The organism is Pseudomonas sp. Snoq117.2 (assembly GCF_900110545.1).
Taxonomy (GTDB): domain Bacteria; phylum Pseudomonadota; class Gammaproteobacteria; order Pseudomonadales; family Pseudomonadaceae; genus Chryseomonas; species Chryseomonas benzopyrenica.
Genome location: NZ_FOED01000003.1, coordinates 389,171 through 409,543 on the forward strand (window position 1 = coordinate 389,171; position 20,373 = coordinate 409,543).

Genomic DNA, 20,373 nt, shown 5'->3' on the forward strand with positions numbered 1-20,373 from the left:
CGACTGCCGCAGTCCTGGCGACCCTCACCCCGGCCCTCTCCCAGTGGGAGAGGGGGCAGAGCGCCTGGAGGTAATCTGTGGATATCAAGCAACTACGTTTTCTCATCGCCCTGGACGAGACGCGGCACTTCGGCCAGGCGGCGGCGCGCTGTCACGTCACCCAGCCGACCCTGTCCATGCGCCTGCGCGGCCTGGAAGACGAGTTGGGGGTGGAGCTGGTACGCCGCGGGCAGCGCTTCGAGGGCTTCACCGAGGCCGGTCAGCGCATCCTTGCCTGGGCACGTACCCTGATGGCCGCCCATGACGGTCTCTATGCCGAAGCCCAGGCCTTCCAGGGGCAATTGGTGGGCACCTTGCGGGTCGGCCTGGTGCCCCTGGCCAGCTTCGATCCCATGCCGCTGCTGCAGCACCTGCGCCTGTTGCACCCCAAGCTGCATTTTCAGCTGCAGGTGCTGAGCACCGAGCGCATCCTCGAAGCCGTGGCCAGCAATCGGCTGGAGCTGGGCATCTCCTACCTGGAGCACCTGGATCCGGCGCGCTTCGACAGCCTGACCCTGACCGAGACGCGCATGGGCCTGCTCTATGACGAGCGCCATTTCAGCTTCGACCAGGCCGCGCTGGACTGGCAGGCGGTGGCCGGGTTGCCGCTCGGTCTGCTGACCGGCGCCATGCATTTTCGCCAGTCGGTGGATCACGGCTTTCGCAGCCTGGGCCTGACGCCGCAGCCGGTGCTGGAGACCGATGCGGTCTATCTGCTCTTGCAGGCGGTCAATGCCGGACTCTGCTGCGCCGTGGTGCCCCTGGCCGGCGGCTTCGATCGCCTTACGCCCCATGCCCGGCTGATTCCCATCGACACGGCCCGCACCCTGACGCCCCTGGGCCTGCTCATTCGTCGGACCGAACCCCGACTGGCGGTCGCCGATGCCTGTTTCCAGGCGGTCAAGGTGCTCTACGCCGAGAGCGATAGATAGCGTTTATCAAGGCATCGGTCATAGCGATTAGACGCCTCGGGATGTGCTGGTTAATCTTTGATCTGTGTCAAACCGCCGCAGGTCGTTTTCGCCCATGTCCCAGCAATCGCCAGACCTCGTTGCCGCGCCCCCCGCCGGCTATGCCTTCGCCGAGCTGGAGCAGCCTGCCGTACGGGGCGAACAGCCGCTGGCCGAAGAGGTGGCGCTGGCCATCGCCTACAACGGCATCAGCCATGCGGTGATGATGGCGACCCCGGCCGACGTGGAAGACTACGTGGTCGGTTTCAGCCTCAGCGCCGGCATCGTCGATGCCATCGACGACATCTATGGCATTCAGGTGCGGCGCGTGGGCGAGGCGCTCAATGTCGACGTCGAGATCAGCAGCCGCACCTTCTGGGCGCTCAAGCAGCAGCGCCGCCAGCTGGCGGGGACCAGTGGTTGCGGCCTGTGCGGGGTCGAGGCGCTGGAACAGGCGCTGCCGCAGCTGGATCGACTGCGCAAGGTGCGGCTGCCCCCGGCCGCCCATCTGCATGACCTGCGCCAGCGTATCGACGCCGCCCAGGATCTTGGGCAACGCAGCGGGGCGGTACATGCCGCGCTGTTCATCGACGCTCAGGGCGAGCTGACCCTGTGCCGCGAAGACATCGGCCGCCACAACGCCCTGGACAAGCTCATCGGCGCTCTGCTGCGCCAGCGCCAGCCGGTGCGCGAGGGCTGCGTGGTAGTCACCAGTCGCTGCAGTCTCGAACTCATCCACAAGGCGGTGCGTGCCGGACTCGCTACCCTCATCACCCTGTCGGCCCCCACCGGGCTCGCCGTGGAATGGGCGCGCCGCCATCGGCTCAATCTGATCCACCTGCCGCACCGGTCGCCACCGCGGGTCTATGCCCCGGCGCCCGTTGCCCCTTGATCCCACAGGTATCGCCATGAACAAACCTCAGCAGTCCTTCAAACCCTATCAAGGCCCCGCCGCCGGCTGGGGCGCCCTGAAGAGCGTGGTGCACTTCTGGCTCGACAGCGGCAACGCCTTCAAGAATCTGCGTACGCTGCTCAAGACCAACCAGGACCACGGCTTCGACTGCCCCGGCTGTGCCTGGGGCGAGGCGCCGGAAAACGGCCTGGTGAAGTTCTGCGAGAACGGCGCCAAGGCGGTCAACTGGGAGGCCACCAAGCGCCGTGTCGACGCCGCCTTCTTCGCTCGCCACAGCGTGACCTCGCTGCAGGAACAGAGCGACTACTGGCTCGAATATCAGGGCCGGCTGACCGAGCCGCTGCGCTATGACGCGGCCACCGATCGCTATGTGCCCATCGCCTGGGACGCCGCCTTCGCGCTGATCGCCAAGGAGCTCAAGGCCCTGGCCAGCCCCGACGAAGCCGAGTTCTATACCTCGGGTCGCGCCAGCAACGAGGCGGCCTTCCTCTATCAGCTGTTCGTGCGCGCCTATGGCACCAACAACTTCCCCGACTGCTCGAACATGTGCCACGAGGCCAGCGGCGTGGGCCTGGGCCGCAGCATCGGCGTCGGCAAGGGCACCGTGACCTATCATGACCTGGACGAGGCCGATGCCATCTTCGTCATCGGCCAGAATCCCGGCACCAACCACCCGCGCATGATCGAGACCCTGCGCAACGCGGTGAAGCGCGGTGCCCAGGTGGTCTGCTTCAACCCGCTCAAGGAGCGTGGCCTGGAGCGCTTCCAGCATCCGCAGAATCCGTTGGAGATGCTCACCAACGATTCGCGACCGACCAACACCGCCTACTTCCGTCCGGCCCTGGGCGGTGACATGGCGGCGCTGCGCGGCATCGCCAAGTACCTCCTGCAGTGGGAGCGCGAAGCCGCTGCCAAGGGCGCCAAGCGCGTCTTCGACCACGACTTCATCGCCGCCCACACCCTGGGCATGGACGACTACCTGGCTCAGGTCGACGCCACCTCCTGGGAGCTGATCGAGCGCCAGTCGGGGCTGTCGCTGCACGAGATCGAGCAGGCCGCGCGCATGTATGCCCGCGCTGAGAAGGTCATCATCTGCTGGGCCATGGGCATCACCCAGCACCGCCATTCGGTGGCCACGGTGCAGGAAATCGCCAACCTGCAGCTGCTCTGCGGCCAGATCGGCAAGCCTGGTGCCGGTCTCTGCCCGGTGCGCGGCCACAGCAACGTCCAGGGCGACCGCACCATGGGCATCGACGAGAAGGCCCCGGCCTGGCTCAGCGACGCCCTGGCCAAGCGCTTCGCCTTCGAGCCGCCGCGCAATCGCGGTCACAACACCGTGGAGGCCATCGCCGCCATGGAACAGGGCCAGGCCAAGGTCTTCATCGCCCTGGGCGGCAACTTCGCCCAGGCCACCCCGGATACCCCACGCACCCACAAGGCGCTGCGCAAGTGCCGGCTGACCGTGCACATCGCCACCAAGCTCAACCGCAGCCACCTGGTGACCGGTCAGCAGGCGCTGATCCTGCCCTGCCTGGGTCGCACCGAGATGGATGTGCAGAAGGGCGGCAAGCAGGCCATCACCGTGGAAGACAGCTTCAGCATGGTGCATGCCTCCGCCGGCATCCTGCGGCCACTGTCGGCGCAGATGAAGTCCGAGCCGGCCATCGTCGCCGGGCTGGCCAAGGCCGTGCTGGGCAACCATCCAGTGGATTGGGACTGGCTGATCGAGGACTACGACCGCATCCGCGACCTGATCGCCGACGTCATCCCCGGTTTCCAGGACTTCAACGCGCGTCTCGCCGCCCCCGGTGGCTTCTACCTGGGCAACAAGGCCGGTCGCCGGGAGTGGAACACCGCCACTGGCAAGGCCAACTTCGCCGCCAATGCGCTGCTGCATGACCTGTTGCCGGACGCGGTCCGCCGCCAGGGCGTGAAGCCGGACCTGATCCTGCAGACCATGAGATCCCATGACCAGTACAACACCACCATCTACAGCCTGGATGACCGCTATCGCGGCGTGAAGGGCCAGCGCGACGTGGTCTTCGTCAACCAGGCCGATCTGGATCGCCTGGGCGTGGCGGCCGGCGAGAAGGTGGATCTGGTCGCCCTGTGGGACGACGGCCTCGAGCGCCGGGTCCGCGGCTTCACCGCGCTGCCGTTCGACATCCCGGTCGGCCAGGCTGCCGGCTACTATCCGGAAACCAACCCGCTGGTGCCCCTGGAAAGCTATGGCGAGGGCAGCTTCACGCCCACTTCCAAGTTCGTCGCCATCAAGGTCGAAAAGGCCAGCGCCGGCAACCGCATCGCCTCGGTGGCCTGACCGGGGTAGGCTGTCCTATCGGAAAGTCTGTACAAAGTCTCGCGAGCTGGAGCCAAAGGAGACGAAAAGGGCTGAGGACGCGGAATTTACGACTGGTAAATGAGCATCCGAAGCCTTTCCAGCGCCGTTTGGCCAACGCACAGCAGCTTTTCAACAGGCTCCGAGGAAAGGACAGCGATGCAACGCATCGCCACCTGGCTCGGCGAGGATCCGGTCCGCTGCCAGCTGCTTGCCGTTCTTGCGGGATTACAACTGCCCGATGCCTGGCTGGCGGCCGGCTTCGTGCGCAATCTGGTCTGGGATCGGCTGCACGGCTATACCGTGCCGACACCGCTGGTAGATCTGGATGTCATCTATTTCGATGTGACCGACTGCCGGCCCGAACGGGACAGGGCCATCGAGATGGCCCTGGCGGAGCGGGCGCCGGGGTGGCCCTGGTCGGTGCGCAACCAGGCTGCCATGCATCTACGCAACGACGATGCACCCTATGCCGATAGCCTGGATGCCATGCGTTTCTGGGTCGAGGTGGAGTCCGCGCTGGCCGCGCGCCTCACCGAGACGGGCGAACTCGAGGTGGTCAGCCCCTTCGTCCAGGATGGGCTCTTCGCCTTGCACTTGACGCCGAATCCCTGGCGGCCCCGGCTCGACGCCTTTCGCCAGCGCCTGTCGAGCAAAGGCTGGCTGACGCGCTGGCCGCGCTTGCACGTGCAGAAGCCTGGGTTTGCCGAGCGGGATTGATGGCAAACGCCGAAGCGGGTGGCGAACTGCTTCGGCGCTGGCGTCAGACCTTGAAGCGTGCGGTTAGCTCCTGCAGTTGCAGGCTCAGGCGGGCCAGCTCGGTACTGGAGCCGGCGGTTTCCTCGGTGGCGGCGGCGGTCTGGTCGGCGACCTCATGAACCTTGACCACGCTGCGACTGATGTTCTCACCCGCCGCGCTCTGCTGCTCGACGGCAGCCGCGATCTGCTCGTTCATGGCCTCGATTTCGCCCACCGCGCTACTGACACTGGCCAGTACCACGCCGGCTTGGCGGGTCAGGCCGACACTGTCGCCGGTCAACTGGATGTTGCGCTCCAGCGCCTCGCTCATCTTGTCGGTGCTGCCATGCAGGCTGGTGATCAGGCTGGCGATTTCATCAGTGGAAGAGCGGGTGCGCTGCGCCAGCCCGCGTACCTCGTCGGCCACCACGGCAAAGCCACGACCTGCCTCGCCGGCACGGGCCGCCTCGATGGCCGCATTGAGCGCCAGCAGATTGGTCTGTTCGGCGACAGCCTTGATCACGTCCAGCACGCCGCCGATGCGGTCGGCGTCCTGCTTGAGCAGCTCCATGGTCACCTGGGTACTGTCCACTTCCTGCGCCAGGGTTTCGATCTGGGTGGCGACCTGGTTGACCATCTCATCGCCTTCGCGAGTCTTGAGCGTGGCCTCGCGGGCGGTCATGGAGGCCTGCTCGGCATTGCGGGCCACCTCGCCAATGGTGGCGGTCATCTGCTGCATGGCGGTGGCGATCTGCTCGGTCTCCACCTTTTGCGCCGTGGCGCCCGCCCGCGTCTGCTGGGTGATGGCGGAGAGCTCTTCAGCGGCGCTGGCGACCTGGACGACGCCGTCTTTCTGCTCGCGGATAAGCTCGCGCAGATTGACGATCATGCGTTGCATGGCCGCCTGCAGGAGGCCGAGTTCGTCCTTGCGGTCGGCCTGGGTCTCGACGGTCAGGTCGCCCGCGGCGATCCGTTCCACGGTGCCGAGGGTCTGGCGCAGTGGCGTCACGATGGAGCGGGTGATGATCCAGGCGGCGACCAGGCTCAGCAGCACCGCCAGGAGCAGGCCGCCAAAGAGCATCAGCTTGGCATCGCGGATATCGCCGAGACGGAACTGGTTCTGCACCTGCTTCATCTCGTCGGCGGTCTTGAGCAGCGCCAGGATGCGCTGGTCCAGGCCGTCGTCGGCTTGTTCGAACTGCTTCTGAATGGTGAACAGCTGCTGTATCTGGCGCTGATACTGGTCGAAGAGTTCTGGCAGTCGCTGCAGGCTCGTGGTCGAGGCGCTGCTGGCCGGCAGAGTCTTGAGTACGGCACCGACCTTGCCCAGTGAGGTCTGCAGGGCTTCCTGCTGCGGGCCGGCGGATTTAAGCACATAGACGCGGAAGTCGATTCGCAGTTTTTGCAGGGCCGCCAGCAGGGACGAGAATTGCACGCCGCCATGGTCGATCTGGCTATCCAGCGCGCTGGAGGCGTCTTGAAGCTGCTTGTCTAGCGTATCGCCAGTCTCTCTTATGCTCTGGATGGTGGCATCGCGGTCCTGGGTCACCTTCAGCGTCTGCTGATAGAGGTCACGATATTTCTGGAGGGTTTGCTCGGTGCGGGCGAGCAGCGCCTGGCTCTGGGGGCGTCGAAACAGCGGGCGAGCTTCCTGCAGTTGCTTTTCGAGGGCGTCGATGGAGAGCTTCCAGCGATTGGCCTGCTCCGTTTCCGGCAGTAGGGCGAAGGCCCCGCGGGCATTGCGCATGTCGCGAGTGAGCAGGCCGATCTGGGTGAACTGCTCGATGAGATTGCCGCGCCGGCCTAAGGCCTGGATGCCAGACCAGCCTGCGTAGGCAATGGCCAGTGTGAGGATGATCAAGGCGGTGAAACCGGAAAAAAGCTTTGTACGAACACTCATATTGTGCAACTGCATGGATGCTATTCCTGATGTTCGGAAAAATGTTCCGGAGCCAAGGGAAAGAAAAAGGGAAAGATCTTAAACCAGCTGGAAAGGCTCTGGGATGAGCATTTTCCGCTTCGAAGAAGATGCGCCAAATTGGTAAATCTATTTATGGAGTGTCCCTTCAAGCTCTGCCTGGAGGCTTGGCCGACCACCGTTTGCAAGAAAAGCCTTTTTGTTTCAGCTATAGCGAGACTCGAGCATTATTTGGCGAAGTTGATAGAAGTAAAAAGCTAAAAGTTTATCCTTGCTATTAGTCTGTCTTTATATGAAGAAAGTAGGTTAAATAATTTTTCTGAAAAAATGGCTTGCAGGGTGGGGTGTAAAAAGACCGCATAAGGAGAGTGCCAAGGTCGATGCAGGCTGCCGGGGCGGCGGAGAATGCGCAGTCCGTGGCGCGCTGGGTCGCAAGGGGGTGGCTCGAGGATGAGCGAGCCGGCACTCGGCGAACCCTGGAATGCCGCTAGACTCCATAGAAAGGTCATTCGCTTTCCCTCTCTGGCAAGGAATCCCCATGTCCACCACGGAGCGTCGCCGCGCCTTCCTTCAGCATCCGGGCTTTTCGCGGCTGTTCGCACCCGGTCGCCTGACCCTGGGCTTCCTGCTACCGCTGGAGGGCTATCCCGATGATCCCATGCCGACCCTGCGCGACCATGCGCGTCTGGCGCGGCTGGCCGACCAATTGGGCTTCGCTGCGCTCTGGGCACGCGACGTGCCCTTCTATGATCCTGGTTTCAACGACGCCGGCCAGGTATTCGAACCCTTCACCTATCTCGGCTATCTGGCCGGCATCACCCAGCACCTGACCCTGGCCACTGGCAGCGCCGTCATCACCCTGCGGCATCCCCTGCACTTGGCCAAGATGGCGGCCTCGGTCGATCAGTTGAGCGATGGTCGCCTAGTGTTGGGAGTAGCCTCCGGCGATCGCCCGGTGGAATACCCGGCGTTTGGCCTGGAAGGCGAGTTCGAGCGACGGGGCGAGCGCTTTCGCGATGCCTTCGAGATGTTCCGGCTGGCCGGCGAAACCAATTTTCCCCTGGCTGAATTCCGCCGTTTCGGCGATCTGCAGGGGCTGGCCGATCTGGTGCCCAAACCGGTGCACGGTCGCATCCCGGCGTTGGTGACCGGGCGCAGTCGGCAAACGGTGGACTGGATCGCCGCCAAGGCCGATGGCTGGTTCTATTACTTCGTGCCTGCCGAGCATGTCCCGGCGCTGACGCGGGTCTGGCGCGAGGCGCTGAACGAGATCGGCGGGCGCGAATTGTTCAAGCCCTTCGCTCAGGGCCTGTTCTTCGAGCTGGCCAGTGATCCGGACCAACCCCCACGGCCCATCCATGCCGGCCTGTCCTGTGGGCGGCGAGCGCTGGTGGACTATCTCACCCAATTGCAGGAGGCGGGCGTCAATCACCTGGCGCTCAATCTGCGTCCCTCGCGCCGTCCGGCCAGCGAAGTCGTCCAGGAGCTGGGCGAGTTCGTGCTGCCGTACTTTCCGTCCCTGCAGTGAAAGGCCCGGCCCCGTGTGAAGCCAGGTAACACTTGCCTGGCTAACGACTTTCCCAAGTCGTCATTCGAATGCGCGATTCCTCTGTGGCGGGGGTTCGACCAGGTCGCAACCCTTGGCCTGATCTCTGCATAGTTTTGCGATCTGTTACCTTGCCATTGGTGCAACCAGATCGACGGTAGAACCTGCCGGGTTGCACTTGGTTGCACTTTTCTTTCGAGCGGCGCTAAGCTGCGCCGAATTTCGATGCCTTCTTGCTTGAGGACCTGCGCATGGCCACCACTACCACCCTGGGCGTAAAGCTCGACGAAGCCACTCGCGATCGCCTCAAGGAAGCGGCTCGCCGTATCGATCGGACGCCCCATTGGCTGATCAAGCAGGCTATCTTCACCTATCTGGAAACCCTGGAAAGCGGTGCGACCCTGGCCGATCTGCAGGGTATCGCCCAGCGGCTGGCCGAGGGGGACAACGAGGCGGTGGAAGCCCTGGCCGATCCGGTCTATCAGCCCTTCCTGGAATTCGCTGAAAGCATCCTGCCGCAATCGGTCCTGCGCTCGGCCATCACCGCCGCCTATCGCCGCCCAGAAGAAGAGCTGCTGCCGCTGCTGCTGGAGCAGGCGCGCCTGCCCGCTGCCCAGGCCAAGGCCACCCACGAGCTGGCCCACCGCATCGCCGAGAAGCTTCGCAACGCCAAGGGTGCAACCGGGCGCTCCGGGATGGTGCAGAGTCTGCTCCGTGAGTTCTCACTGTCGTCCCAGGAAGGCGTGGCCCTGATGTGCCTGGCCGAAGCCCTGCTGCGCATCCCCGACAAGGGCACCCGCGATGCCTTGATCCGCGACAAGATCAGCACCGGCAACTGGCAGCCGCACCTGGGCAACAGCCCCTCGTTGTTCGTCAACGCTGCCACCTGGGGCCTGCTGCTGACCGGCCGCCTGGTCTCGACCCATAACGAAGCCGGCCTCACCAGTTCGCTCAATCGCCTCATCGGCAAGAGCGGCGAGCCGGTGATCCGCAAGGGCGTGGACATGGCCATGCGCCTGATGGGCGAGCAGTTCGTCACCGGCGAGACCATCGCCGAGGCCCTGGCCAACGCCAGCAAGTTCGAGGCGAAGGGCTTCCGCTACAGCTACGACATGCTGGGCGAAGCGGCCCTGACCGAGGCCGACGCCCGTCGCTACCTGGCCTCCTACGAGCAGGCCATCCACTCCATCGGCAAGGCCTCCCACGGCCGTGGCATCTACGAAGGCCCGGGCATCTCCATCAAGCTGTCGGCGCTGCATCCGCGCTACAGCCGCGCCCAGTACGACCGGGTGATGAGCGAGCTCTATCCGCGCCTGCTGGAGCTGACTCTGCTGGCCAAGCGCTACGACATCGGCCTGAACATCGACGCCGAGGAAGCCGATCGCCTGGAGATCTCTCTGGATCTCTTGGAGCGCCTGTCCTTCGAACCGCAACTGGCCGGCTGGAACGGTATCGGCTTCGTCATCCAGGCCTACCAGAAGCGCTGCCCGCTGGTGATCGACTATCTGATCGACCTGGCCCGGCGCAGCCGTCGCCGCCTGATGATCCGCCTGGTCAAGGGCGCCTACTGGGACAGCGAGATCAAGCGCGCCCAGGTGGAAGGCCTGGAGGGCTATCCGGTCTACACCCGCAAGGTCTACACCGACGTGGCCTACCTGGCCTGCGCCCGCAAGCTCCTGGCGGCGCCGGAATCCATCTATCCGCAATTCGCCACCCACAACGCCCACACCCTGGCCGCCATCTACCAGCTTGGCGGGCAGAACTACTACCCCGGCCAGTACGAATTCCAGTGCCTGCACGGCATGGGCGAGCCGCTGTACGAGCAGGTGGTGGGCAGCGTCAAGGACGGCAAGCTGGCGCGGCCGTGCCGCATCTATGCCCCGGTGGGCACCCACGAGACGCTGCTGGCCTACCTGGTCCGCCGCCTGCTGGAAAACGGCGCCAACACCTCCTTCGTCAACCGCATCGCCGACCACTCCATCTCCCTGGACGAGCTGGTGGCCGATCCGGTGGTGCAGATCGAGCAGCAGTCCACCAGCGAAGGCGCCATCGGCCTGCCGCATCCGCGCATTCCTCACCCCAGCGCCCTCTACGGCGCCGAGCGCTGCAATTCCAGCGGTCTGGACCTGTCCAGCGAACACCGCCTGGGTTCGCTGTCCGCGGCGCTGCTGGCCAGTGGCAACACCGCCTGGGAAGCCCGCCCGCTGCTGGGTCGCGCCAGCGAGCCGTCGATTGCGCAACCGGTGCTCAATCCGGCCGATCGCCGCGATCGCGTCGGCCAGGTCAGCAACGCCACCCGCGCCGATGTCGACATCGCCCTGGAAGAAGCCCTGGCCGCCGCGCCCATCTGGCAATCCACCCCGCCCGAGCAGCGCGCCGCGGCCCTGGATCGCGCCGCCGAATTGATGGAGGCGCAGATCCAGCCGCTGATGGGCCTGCTGGTGCGCGAAGCCGGCAAGACCTACGCCAACGCCATCGCCGAGGTGCGCGAGGCGGTGGACTTCCTGCGCTACTACGCTGCCCTGGTGCGTCGCGACTTCGCCAACGACAGCCACCGCCCGCTGGGTCCGGTGGTCTGCATCAGTCCCTGGAACTTCCCCTTGGCCATCTTCAGCGGCCAGATCGCCGCGGCCCTGGCCGCTGGCAACACCGTGCTGGCCAAGCCGGCCGAGCAGACCCCGCTGATCGCGGCCCAGGCCGTGCGCCTCCTGCTGGAAGCCGGCATCCCCGAAGGCGTGCTGCAGCTGCTGCCGGGTGAGGGCTCCAGCATCGGCGCCGCCCTGGTCAACGATGTGCGGGTCAAGGGCGTGATGTTCACCGGCTCCACCGAGGTGGCCCAGATCCTGGCGCGCAACATCGCCGGACGCCTGGACGCCCAGGGCCGGCCGATCCCGCTGATCGCCGAGACCGGTGGCCAGAACGCCATGATCGTCGATTCCTCGGCGCTGGCCGAGCAGGTGGTGGCCGACGTGGTCGCCTCCGCCTTCGACAGCGCCGGTCAGCGCTGCTCGGCCCTGCGCGTGCTCTGCGTACAGGAGGACGTGGCCGATCGCGTACTGGAAATGCTCAAGGGCGCCATGGCCGAATGCCGCCTGGGCAACCCGGAGAACCTGGCCATCGACATCGGCCCGGTGATCGACGGCGAGGCCAAGGCCACCATCGACAAGCACATCCAGGCCCTGCGCGGCAAAGGCCGCCGGGTGCACCAAGGTGGACGGGTGGAAGGCGATGCCATCCACCGCGGCACCTTCGTCATGCCCACCCTGATCGAGCTGGAGAGCCTGGCCGAGCTGGGTCGCGAGGTCTTCGGGCCGGTGCTGCACGTGGTGCGCTATGGCCGCAAGGACCTGGACAAGGTCATCGACCAGATCAACGCCACCGGCTACGGCCTGACCTTTGGCGTCCACACCCGCATCGACGAGACCATCGCCAAGGTGGTGGAGCGCGCCCATGCCGGCAACCTCTACGTCAACCGCAACATGGTCGGCGCGGTGGTCGGAGTGCAGCCCTTTGGCGGCGAAGGCCTTTCGGGCACCGGTCCCAAGGCCGGTGGTCCGCTATACCTCTATCGCCTGCTCAGCACCCGTCCGGATGGCGATCCGGCCGTGGCCCTGGCCAAGGGTAGTACTGGCGAGACCGAATGGCAGGTGCGTGATGCCCTGCGTCAACAGGCCGGCAATCCGCTGGGCGCTCTGCATGACTGGGCCAAGCAGCAGGGCTTGGGCGAGTTGGAGCAGGCCTGCCTGAGATTCGCCGAGGAGTCCCTGAGCGGCCTGACCCGCCTGCTGCCCGGCCCGACGGGCGAGCGCAACAGCTACAGCCTGCTGCCGCGCAGCCGAGTACTGTGCCTGGCAGCAGACGAAAGCGATCTGCTGCTACAGCTGGCGGCGGTCATGGCGGTGGGCAGCACCGCGCTGGTCGAGGAGGCGCACAAGGTCACCCTGAATCGTTTGCCGCAAACGGTGCGGTCGCGGGTGCAGGTAGCCGCCGACTGGCGCAAGGATGAAGTCGCCTTCGAGGCGGTCCTGCACCACGGTGACTCCGACCAGCTGCGCCAGGTCTGCCAGTTGGTAGCCAAGCGCAACGGCCCCATCGTCGGCGTCCAGGGCCTGGCCCGCGGCGAGACCGCCATCCCGCTGGAGCGCCTGCTCATCGAGCGCGCCCTGAGCGTGAATACGGCAGCGGCCGGCGGCAATGCCAGTCTGATGACGATCGGCTAAGAAGTATCGGGCTGCGAAAGCGCGTAGCCTGAGCGCAACGAAAAGCCCAGCACGTGAATGCTGGGCTTTTTACCTTCCGGGCGGTCGCAGCCTTGTCCGTAGCACGGACAGCTCGTAGGTTGGGTTGAGCGCAGCGATGCCCAACAGTCAGCCTTGCCGTTGGGCTTCGACGGTGAAGCTGTCTCAGCTCGGTTACCCGTAGATTGGATCGAGCGTTGCAAAAAAGCCCAGCACTTCAATGCTGGGCTTTTCGTTTTCCGGAAGGCAGTGGTATGGACCAGGCTTCAGCGTTTTCTAAGCTTGGTTTGATCCACTTTCAGTACTGCGCCCCATACCCCTCCGGCTCCACCGGAAAGCCGCCGTCGTTGGCGGCGATCAGCTTGTTCAAACGCACCGGGATGGCCTTGGCCGCCGGTACCTTGCTGCCTTCGGCGTGGTGCCAGAGCGGAATCAGGGCATTGCATTCCGGGTAATAGCCGCCGCAGGCGCCTTCCGGGATGTTGTAGGGCGTGACCCGCAGCGGCCCGACCTCACGACGCACGCCGTCGTCGGCCACCGTCGACACCTGCACCTTGTCGCCCTCGGCCAGGCCCAGGCGTTCGATGTCGTTGCGATTCATCAGGAGCACCGCGCGGGTGCCCTTCACGCCGCGGAAACGATCGTGATAGCCATAGATGGTGGTGTTGAACTGATCGTTGCTGCGCAACGTCATCAGGGTGAGGACGTCACGCCCGCTGGCGGGCATGTCCGGGTCTGCATCCAGGCTGCGCGGCACGATGAGATTGGCCTTGCCGGTCTCGGTCTTCCACTCGCGCTTGGCCGCCGGCAGCGGTCGATGGAAGCCGCCCACCTCCCACATCCTGGCATTGAAGTCGTGGAAGATCTCCGGGAAGGAGAGGGCGATCTCGTCGCGGATCAGCGCATAGTCGGCCACCCAGGCATCCCAGGTGACCTTGGGGTTGTCTGGCAGGGTGGCCTTGGCCAGGCCAGCGACGATGGCCGATTCGGACAGCAGGTCACCTTCAGGCGGCTCGGCCACGCCGCGCCAGCCGTGAATGCAGCCGGTGCTGTCCTCGGTGCTGTGAGCCTGCTCCACGCCATTCTGGCGATCGATTTCGGTACGACCCAGGCAGGGCAGCAGATAGGCCTTGTCCGCCGGGACGAGGTGATTGCGATTGAGCTTGGTGGCGATCTGTACCGACAGGCGCAGGGTGCGCCAGGCCGGTTCCATCAGACTGGTCTCGGGAATGGCGCGCAGGAAGTTGCCACCCAGGCCGATGAAGGCCTTTACCGAACCATCGAGGATGCCTTCGCAGGCCTCCACGGTGTTGCGGCCCTTGTCCTGCGGCGGGGTGAAGCCGAAGCGCTCGCCGAGCTGCTCCAGCGGCGCCAGTTCCGGTTTCTCGGTGATGCCCACGGTGCGCTGACCCTGGACATTGGAATGGCCGCGCACCGGGCAGATGCCGGCACCGGGTTTGCCGATGTTGCCGCGCATGAGCAGCAGGTTGGTCAGCATCTGGATGGTTTCCACACCATGGCGATGCTGGGTCAGCCCCATGCCATAGATGCCGATGACCTTCTGGCGACGGCCATAGACGGCGGCAGCCGCTTCCAGCGCGCTGCGGGTCAGACCCGACTGGCGCTCCAGTTGCGGCCATTCCTGACGCTGCAGCCACTCGCAGAACTCGGCGAAACCATGGCAGTGCTCGGCGATGAAGGCATGGTCGAGCACGGCGGGCTGGCCCTGCTCGCGAGCCAGGTCATCGGCGGTCAGCAGCGCCTTGCACATACCGGTGAGGGCGGCGATGTCGCCACCCGGCTTGAGCTGATGGTACTGGGTGCTGATCTGCGTGGGGTGATCGGTCAGCATCTCCACTGGCGACTGCGGATTGACGAAGGTCTCCAGGCCACGCTCGCGCAGGGGGTTGAAGGTGATGATGGGCGCGCCGCGTTTGCGTGCTTCCTGCAGGTCATGCAGCATCCGCGGGCTGTTGCTGCCGGGATTCTGGCCAAAGAACAGCAGGCAGTCGGCCTGATCGAAATCGTTGAGGGTCACGGTGCCCACGGTCACGCCGATGCTCTTGGGCAGGGCCACCGAAGTGCTCTCGTGGCACATATTGGAACTGTCCGGCAGATTGTTGGTGCCGTACAGGCGGGCATAGAGCTGATAGAGGTAGGAGGTCTCCAGCGCCGCGCGACCCGAGGCGTAGAAGATTACCGAATCCGGATCTAGTGCCTTGAGCTCGGCGCCGATGTCGGCGAAAGCTTCAGCCCAGCTTACCGGCCGATAGCGATCACTGGCGGCGTCGTAGCGCAGGGGGTGGGTGAGGCGTCCGACTTCTTCCAGATCGTAGTCGCGCCAGCCGCGCAGTTCGGTGAGGGAATGACCGGCAAAGAACTCCGGTCCGCACCTCTTGCTGGTGACCTCCCAGGCGGTGGCCTTGGCGCCGTTCTCGCAGAATTCCAGTGGGTGAGGCTTGCCCGGCTTGGCCCAGGCGCAACTCACGCAGGCGAAGCCGCCATGCTTGTTCTGCCGGGTCAGCAGGGCACCGGATTTGAGCGGCACCCGCTCGCGCAAGACGATCTCGGTCACCGAGCGCGCCGAGCCCCAACCACCGGAGGGCGCGTCGTAGCGTTCAACCTTGGGTTTGCCGATCTTGCTCATGGTGCGCCTCGTGTGACGGTCTGGCGATGTGCCTGTAGGTCATGGGACGGCGCGTCTGGCAGTAAGGTTCTGGCGGTCAGCCAGGCGGTGCGGCGAAGCCCAGCTGACGCCAGCCTTCGTAGACGGCCACGGCCACGGTGTTGGACAGATTGAGGCTGCGGCGATTGGGCAGCATGGGCAGGCGCAGCCGCTGTTCGGGTGGCAGGGACTCCAGCACCTCGGCCGGCAGACCGCGACTTTCCGGGCCGAACAGCAGGGCATCGCCCGGCGCGTAGGCGATCTCGGTGAAGGGACGGCTGGCCTTGGTGGTGAAGGCCAGCAGTCGGGGTGGCTGCAAATCTGCTATACAGGCCGCGAGGCTGGCATGGGTCCGCACGCTGGACCACTCGTGGTAGTCCAAGCCGGCGCGGCGCAATTTCTTGTCGTCCAGCGCGAAGCCCAGCGGCTCGATCAGATGCAGGCGGCAGCCGGTGATGGCGCACAGGCGAATGACGTTGCCGGTATTGGGCGGAATTTCCGGTTGGTAGAGGATGATGTCGAACATGAAGGGCAGGGCGCCTGGCAAAGCGCCTATGGTACTGCGCCGCCGTCGCGAGCGGGGTAGGGCGATGAACCTCTGGCGCCGGCTGGTCGACTGGCTGTTGCGCGAACAGCGTGCCCGCCGGGAGGAATTGGCGCGGGTGGAGGATCCCGAGCTGCTCAAGGCCGAATGGCGCGGCCAGCGCCAGCGCCTGACCCTTTGGCTGGCCTCGGCGGCCCTGGGCGCCGGCCTGTTCGGCATGATCATCGGCCAGCTGATGTACCAGCGCACCCATCCCGATCCCTGGTCGGCCGAGGCCCGCCGCCCGGTCATCCTCGGGGTGGACAGTCGCCAGGAGGCCGGCCGCTTCGAATTGCTGATCACCGCCGACCGCTCACTGTTCTACGAACGCTATCGCCCCGAAGGCGCCCTTAGCCTGCGTCTGCCCCGGGCCCGCTGGGACGGTGGCGAACGCCAGGGACGAGTGGTACGGCCGGGCGGCAGCTTTTCCTGGGCGGTACGCCAGGACGGACAGGACTTGAAGATTTTGCTGGTGGGCGTCGGTGGCGCCCTGCAGGCCAGTGATCGTATCGTCGAGGAAGGCGAGAACTGGGTGCTCCACGTCGAGGTCCCACTGACCCCCTGAAATGCCCCGTTATCAGGCAAGAGGCTGGCTGTTTGCACCAGAGCGGAACGGGGTGGGGTGCCGGGTTGCCTTGGTGCTTCGGCTGCCATTGCCAATCCCATGAGCTAGGCCGTGGGGTGAAAAGCGCTCTAGCCTGGGGTTTGCGACTTTTCACGGACGAAAAAAGAGGCCATCACAGTGAGTGATGGCCTCGAGAAGAAAAGAGGGGATTCCCCAGCCTGCCTGTACCGAGGTCCCCAAAAGGGTAGTTACCTAGGTTATTGCAGAAGGTGTGCCAAGTTTTGAGTTGGGTGGTTTTTGGGAGCGTCGTAGGTTGGGTTGAGCGCTAGCGAAGCCCAACGTTATTAGCGGTGCCTAGTCTTATTGCTGCCCTAGCTGCCCTAGCTGCTCTAGCTACTTATCGCGGTTGCGGACGGCTCTGGTTTCGCCTAGCCGGCGACTCACTTTTCTTTGCTTGCGGATCGCCGCCCGGTGCAAAGAAAAGTAAGCAAAAGAAAGCACACCCCGACAGTTCAGCCCTCCGCTGCGCTCCGGGTCCCCTCACTCCGGCGCCGCTCCGGGGGCACGGCACGAAGGGGCCTCCTGCCCCTCGCGCCTTGCTCGGCGTCCTGCCTCGCATCCCCCTCCGCGACATCTGCACTCGGCCTCACTGACGGGGGCGGGGCGCAGGCCTGAGACTTCGCTGTTCATAGGATTCGTAGCATGGAAAACCGCGCAGCGTTTTCCACTGGCGCGTAACGCCGATCCCTGTGGACAAGGCTTCGCCGTTGTCCACGCTACGGGCTACGGGTTTTTGTGGCTATTCAACCAACACTTTCAGGCTAGCGAATCGCCCCGTTCAGGAGGGCGAACGCCAGTGCCGTGGAGTGGGTCGAGCCGCATGGATGCGGCGAGAGGTCCAGTGGGCCATGGACGGCCCATCTGGACCGACCCCGGAACGGCGCTGGTGTGAGCGAAACGTAGCGCAGCGAAGTAACAACCGTAGGCTGGCCCGAAGGGCGAGCAACGCGAGTCACCTGGAGCGAAGCGGAAGGCCGGATGGTCGGGGCAAGCGTTTCTGGTTACTTTTGTCCGGGGCGCGCAGCCGCGACTGGCAAAAGTGAGTCGCTCGGGAGAGCGAAACAAGAAGTACCGGCAAAACTCGGTAACCGGCTAGGGCACCAATAGTCCAAAGCGTTGGGCTTCGCTTACGCTCAGCCCAACCTGAGGTACCGTAGAGAACCCTCAGTCCTCCCCCTCCTCATCCGGCCCGTCCACCTTCATGCCCAGCTCCTTGATCTTGCGGGTCAGGGTGTTGCGGCCCCAGCCCAGCAGGACGGCGGCGTCGCGGCGGCGGCCGGCGGTGTGCTTGAGGGCGGTCTCGATCATGATGCGTTCGAAGGCCGGCACGGCGTTGTCCAGCAGGCTGGACTGGCCGCGGGTGAGGGCCTGGTCGGCCCACTGGCGCAGGGCCTGTTCCCAATTCGCGGCGGGGGCGGCGTCCTGGGGCTGGTTGAGCAGCTCCGGCGGCAGGTCGTCGATCAGCACCTCGCGGCTGGAGGCCATCACCGTGATCCAGCGGCAGGTGTTCTCCAGCTGGCGCACGTTGCCCTGCCAGGGCAGGCCCTTCATGTATTCCTCGGTCTCGCCGCGCAGGGTCTTGGGCTCGACGGCCAGCTCCTGGGCCGCGCGCGCCAGGAAGTGGCGGGCGAGGGCGGGGATGTCCTCGCGGCGATCGGCCAGGCGCGGGATGTGGATGCGGATGACGTTGAGGCGATGGAAGAGGTCTTCGCGGAACTTGCCCTCGCGCACCAGGCCCTCCAGGTTCTGGTGGGTAGCGGCGATGATGCGCACGTCCACCTTCACCGGGGTGTGGCCACCGACGCGATAGAATTCGCCATCGGCCAGTACCCGCAGCAGGCGGGTCTGGGTGTCGGCCGGCATGTCGCCGATCTCGTCGAGGAACAGGGTGCCGCCATCGGCCTGCTCGAAGCGGCCGCGACGCTGGGCGGCGGCGCCGGTGAAGGCGCCTTTCTCGTGGCCGAACAGCTCGGACTCCATCAGGTCCTTGGGGATGGCCGCCATGTTCAGGGCGATGAAGGGCGCCGCGGCGCGCGGACTGTGACGGTGCAGGGCGTGGGCGACCAGTTCCTTGCCGGTACCGGATTCGCCGTTGATCAGCACGGTGATGTTGGAGTGCGAGAGGCGGCCGATGGCGCGGAATACCTCCTGCATCGCCGGCGCCTCGCCGATGATCTCGGGGGTACGGGTCAGGTGCGCCGGTTCGGCGAAGCCCTGCTGCTCCTGGGCGTGCTGTCCGGCGCGCTTGACCAGGGCCACGGCCTCGTCGACGTCGAACGGCTTGGGCAGGTATTCGAAGGCGCCGCCCTGGTAGGACGCCACGGCGCTGTCCAGGTCGGAGTGGGCGGTCATGATGATGACCGGCAGGCGCGGGTGCATCTCGCGGATGCGTGACAGCAGGTCCAGGCCACTGGTCCCCGGCATGCGGATGTCCGAGATCACCACGTCCGGCTGCTGGCGGCCGAGGCGGGTCATGACGCTGTCGGCGCTGTCGAAGGCGACGGTGGTCATGCCCTCCTGTTGCAGGGCTTTTTCCAGGACCCAGCGGATGGAACGGTCGTCGTCGACGATCCAGACGGTCTCCTGACGGCTCATGCGTACTCCTCGTTATTCCAGCGGCAGGAAGATGCTGAAGGCGGTGTGGCCAGGATGGCTTTCACACTCGATCAGCCCCTGGTGCTGGGTGATGATGTTCTGGGTGATGGCGAGCCCGAGGCCGGTGCCGTCGGGGCGACCGCTGACCATGGGATAGAAGATGGTTTCCTGCAGGTCCTGGGGGATGCCCGGACCGTTGTCGGTGATCTCCACCTTGCACACCAGGCGATGGCGGTGGTGGCCGATGGTGAACTGGCGCAGGGTGCGGGTTCTCAGGGTGACCCGGCCCAGGCGCAATTCGTTCTGCTGGGAGATGGCCTGCATGGCGTTGCGCACGATGTTGAGCACCGCCTGGATCATCTGCTCGCGGTCGATCATCAGGTCGGGGATGCTCGGATCGTAGTCGCGCACCAGGTTGATCAGTCCCTGGCTTTCCGCTTCCACCAGGCTGCAGACGCGTTCGAGCACCTCGTGCACATTGGTGATAGCCAGCTTCGGCAGCTTGTTGGAGCCGAGCATGCGATCGACCAGATTCCGCAGTCGATCGGCTTCCTCGATGATGACGTTGGTGTAGTCCTTGAGCGCCTCTTCCGGCAGCTCGCGGGCCAGCAGCTGGGCCGCGCCACGGATGCCGCCGAGGGGATTCTTGATCTCGTGGGCCAGGCCGCGCACCAGCAGCTTGGTGGTCTCCTGCTTGGAGAGCTGGGCCTCTTCCTTGGTGATGCGCAGCAGCCGGTCGCGGGGATGGACTTCCAGCAGCAGCAGGGTGTTGTGGCGATCCAGGATCGGGGTCACCGCATAGTCCACCGTGAGGCTGTTGCCCGAGGTGGAGATCAGCAGCGCCTCGCGCTTGGTGAAGGGGTGGGCGTGGTCCACCGCCTGGCGCAGCGCCTGCAGGGCCTCGGGCGATTCGGTGAACAGCTCGCTGATGAATTGGCCATGGCTGCGCTGGCCGCTGATGGCCAGCAGCATCTCGGCCGCCGGATTCATGTACTCCAGACGCAACTCCGCATCGAGCAGGATGACTGCAGTGGTGAGGTTGTCAAGCAGGAGTCGGTGGATGACGTCGGTAGGCATGAGGGGCCACAGCGCTATAGGGACGATAGGAAAATGCAAGAAGCAAACCAACACGCCCCGAGTTAGGGCAGATGGCTGAAACGTGCACTAACAGCCGTCGCACGCCGGACGAAGCTGCACAGGATTTGTATCAAGATGGTGCACAGTC

General features: G+C 65.3%; 12 protein-coding genes and 1 pseudogene. 7 read left to right on the plus strand and 6 right to left on the minus strand.

Translation table 11 applies throughout. From position 1 onward, the window contains the following. Positions 1-77: 77 nt before the first annotated feature. The 4 genes from BMZ43_RS11200 to BMZ43_RS11215 all read left to right on the plus strand — a co-directional run bounded on the left by BMZ43_RS11200 (position 78) and on the right by BMZ43_RS11215 (position 4,960). Positions 78-971 carry a LysR family transcriptional regulator gene (locus BMZ43_RS11200; RefSeq protein WP_093253406.1) on the plus strand — a complete coding sequence of 298 codons (894 nt, stop codon included), beginning with the start codon at positions 78-80 and terminating at the stop codon, positions 969-971. Positions 972-1,065: 94 nt separating this feature from the next. Further along, entirely contained in the window at positions 1,066-1,881 is an 816-nt protein-coding gene (fdhD, locus tag BMZ43_RS11205; RefSeq protein WP_093253409.1) for a formate dehydrogenase accessory sulfurtransferase FdhD, read from the plus strand. Between the two features lie 16 nt (positions 1,882-1,897). After that, positions 1,898-4,222 carry an FdhF/YdeP family oxidoreductase gene (locus tag BMZ43_RS11210; protein WP_093253412.1) on the plus strand — a complete coding sequence of 775 codons (2,325 nt, stop codon included), beginning with the start codon at positions 1,898-1,900 and terminating at the stop codon, positions 4,220-4,222. Positions 4,223-4,399: 177 nt separating this feature from the next. Further along, on the plus strand, positions 4,400-4,960 hold the full coding sequence (locus BMZ43_RS11215) for a nucleotidyltransferase family protein (protein WP_017639438.1): 561 nt from the start codon (positions 4,400-4,402) through the stop codon (positions 4,958-4,960). Positions 4,961-5,003: 43 nt separating this feature from the next. Here BMZ43_RS11215 and BMZ43_RS27335 read toward each other — a convergent pair whose 3' ends face one another. Continuing rightward, complete coding sequence (locus tag BMZ43_RS27335; protein WP_371913874.1) at positions 5,004-5,876, minus strand: methyl-accepting chemotaxis protein; 873 nt, start codon at positions 5,874-5,876, stop codon at positions 5,004-5,006. Beyond that, positions 5,859-6,893 (minus strand): annotated as a pseudogene (locus BMZ43_RS27340) (methyl-accepting chemotaxis protein); the annotation flags it as partial. The pseudogene BMZ43_RS27340 and the gene BMZ43_RS27335, both read right to left, overlap by 18 nt. 541 nt (positions 6,894-7,434) lie before the next feature. Between BMZ43_RS27340 and BMZ43_RS11225 the strand changes: the two are divergent. Continuing rightward, on the plus strand, positions 7,435-8,424 hold the full coding sequence (locus BMZ43_RS11225; RefSeq protein WP_017639440.1) for an LLM class oxidoreductase: 990 nt from the start codon (positions 7,435-7,437) through the stop codon (positions 8,422-8,424). A 269-nt stretch (positions 8,425-8,693) separates the two neighbouring features. Further along, a complete protein-coding gene (gene putA, locus BMZ43_RS11230) occupies positions 8,694-12,662 on the plus strand; it encodes a trifunctional transcriptional regulator/proline dehydrogenase/L-glutamate gamma-semialdehyde dehydrogenase (protein WP_093253418.1) in 3,969 nt (1,322 codons plus the stop codon). A 316-nt stretch (positions 12,663-12,978) separates the two neighbouring features. On the opposite strand, the gene BMZ43_RS11235 is transcribed toward putA, so the two are convergent. Both BMZ43_RS11235 and BMZ43_RS11240 read right to left on the minus strand, forming a co-directional pair. After that, entirely contained in the window at positions 12,979-15,327 is a 2,349-nt protein-coding gene (locus tag BMZ43_RS11235; protein WP_017639442.1) for an FdhF/YdeP family oxidoreductase, read from the minus strand. A 76-nt stretch (positions 15,328-15,403) separates the two neighbouring features. After that, on the minus strand, positions 15,404-15,871 hold the full coding sequence (locus BMZ43_RS11240) for a tRNA (cytidine(34)-2'-O)-methyltransferase (RefSeq protein ID WP_017639443.1): 468 nt from the start codon (positions 15,869-15,871) through the stop codon (positions 15,404-15,406). Between the two features lie 28 nt (positions 15,872-15,899). On the opposite strand from BMZ43_RS11240, the gene BMZ43_RS11245 reads away from it, so the two are divergent. Then, positions 15,900-16,493 (plus strand): hypothetical protein, encoded by a 594-nt coding sequence (locus BMZ43_RS11245; protein ID WP_218189454.1) that lies wholly within the window; start codon positions 15,900-15,902, stop codon positions 16,491-16,493. 1,224 nt (positions 16,494-17,717) lie between these two features. Here BMZ43_RS11245 and ntrC read toward each other — a convergent pair. Continuing rightward, the gene (ntrC, locus tag BMZ43_RS11250) at positions 17,718-19,148 is read right to left on the minus strand and encodes a nitrogen regulation protein NR(I) (RefSeq protein ID WP_007161316.1); all 1,431 of its coding nucleotides are present in this window, start codon (positions 19,146-19,148) and stop codon (positions 17,718-17,720) included. 12 nt (positions 19,149-19,160) lie between these two features. After that, the gene (gene glnL / locus BMZ43_RS11255) at positions 19,161-20,225 is read right to left on the minus strand and encodes a nitrogen regulation protein NR(II) (protein ID WP_007161315.1); all 1,065 of its coding nucleotides are present in this window, start codon (positions 20,223-20,225) and stop codon (positions 19,161-19,163) included. Between the last annotated feature and the right edge of the window lie 148 nt (positions 20,226-20,373).

What these genes read in the sequence shown, in the direction of transcription:
- putA (WP_093253418.1), top strand. Translation starts at nt 8,694, where the DNA reads ATGGCCACCACTACCACCCTGGGCGTAAAGCTCGACGAAGCCACTCGC.
- fdhD (WP_093253409.1), top strand. Translation starts at nt 1,066, where the DNA reads ATGTCCCAGCAATCGCCAGACCTCGTTGCCGCGCCCCCCGCCGGCTAT.
- BMZ43_RS11225 (WP_017639440.1), top strand. Translation starts at nt 7,435, where the DNA reads ATGTCCACCACGGAGCGTCGCCGCGCCTTCCTTCAGCATCCGGGCTTT.
- BMZ43_RS11235 (WP_017639442.1), bottom strand. Translation starts at nt 15,327, where the DNA reads ATGAGCAAGATCGGCAAACCCAAGGTTGAACGCTACGACGCGCCCTCC.
- ntrC (WP_007161316.1), bottom strand. Translation starts at nt 19,148, where the DNA reads ATGAGCCGTCAGGAGACCGTCTGGATCGTCGACGACGACCGTTCCATC.
- BMZ43_RS11215 (WP_017639438.1), top strand. Translation starts at nt 4,400, where the DNA reads ATGCAACGCATCGCCACCTGGCTCGGCGAGGATCCGGTCCGCTGCCAG.
- BMZ43_RS11245 (WP_218189454.1), top strand. Translation starts at nt 15,900, where the DNA reads ATGGTACTGCGCCGCCGTCGCGAGCGGGGTAGGGCGATGAACCTCTGG.
- BMZ43_RS11210 (WP_093253412.1), top strand. Translation starts at nt 1,898, where the DNA reads ATGAACAAACCTCAGCAGTCCTTCAAACCCTATCAAGGCCCCGCCGCC.
- glnL (WP_007161315.1), bottom strand. Translation starts at nt 20,225, where the DNA reads ATGCCTACCGACGTCATCCACCGACTCCTGCTTGACAACCTCACCACT.
- BMZ43_RS27335 (WP_371913874.1), bottom strand. Translation starts at nt 5,876, where the DNA reads ATGCAACGCATGATCGTCAATCTGCGCGAGCTTATCCGCGAGCAGAAA.
- BMZ43_RS11240 (WP_017639443.1), bottom strand. Translation starts at nt 15,871, where the DNA reads ATGTTCGACATCATCCTCTACCAACCGGAAATTCCGCCCAATACCGGC.